At 64.6% G+C, this 717-nt stretch carries 1 protein-coding gene; it reads right to left on the bottom strand.

Features of this window, described 5'->3' with window-relative positions; translation table 11 throughout:
* The coding region (locus NKI73_RS33575) for a transposase (protein WP_352636351.1) at positions 1 to 717 on the bottom strand (717 nt) is incomplete at both ends.

Raw genomic sequence — 717 nt, forward strand, 5'->3', positions numbered from 1 at the left:
AGGGACAGCGATTGCGCCCTGCGTGGTTTCGCCTTCACAGGGGGGAGAGTCGAGAACGTCTGTGACGGCCTCGTCGATTATCAGCGCCAGGATCAGGTGGGCCGTCAGCCAGCTTCGGGCGAGCCGCTCGTCTCGCGCGGGAAGCTTGTGGATGCCCATTCCGCTCTTGAGCCGCTTGAAGGCGAGTTCGACCTGCCAGCGCAGCCGATAGGTTCGCAGCACCTCGTCGGCCGTCAATTCATCGGCCGAGACCGAGGTCAGCAGCATGACGAAGCCCGCGGCAATGAGGGTCATCGGCTGCAGCCTGTTGCTGCAGCGGCGCTGATTGCCCCGCTTTGCCACCTTCTGGGCCCTTTGCGTGGCCTTCTCATCCTTGCGCTTGACGATGAGCCTTGCCCGCAAGGGCGGCCCGTCTTGACCCTTGCGACGCCGTGAATGCTCCACGAGCACGTTCATCTCGCAAACCTCATCAGGCTGCATGGGCTCATAGATGGCGTTCCAGTCGACCCGTTGCCCGTCGGGCGTGGTCAGCCGAACACTGGTCCAGCCCGTGCGCACGATGAAGTCGGCACCCGCCGACACCACCTTTTCAAGGGACGGGGCGCGGGCGTAGGCGCGATCGCCAACAACAATGTCGCCTTGGCGCAGCGGAGCACGCAAGAAGCTTTCACCACCGCGCGCGTCGCTGATCTCCAGATGCGTGAAGCGCGCGAGCGC

It is taken from the genome of Mesorhizobium sp. M0496, assembly GCF_040321205.1.
Classification (GTDB): Bacteria; Pseudomonadota; Alphaproteobacteria; order Rhizobiales; family Rhizobiaceae; genus Mesorhizobium.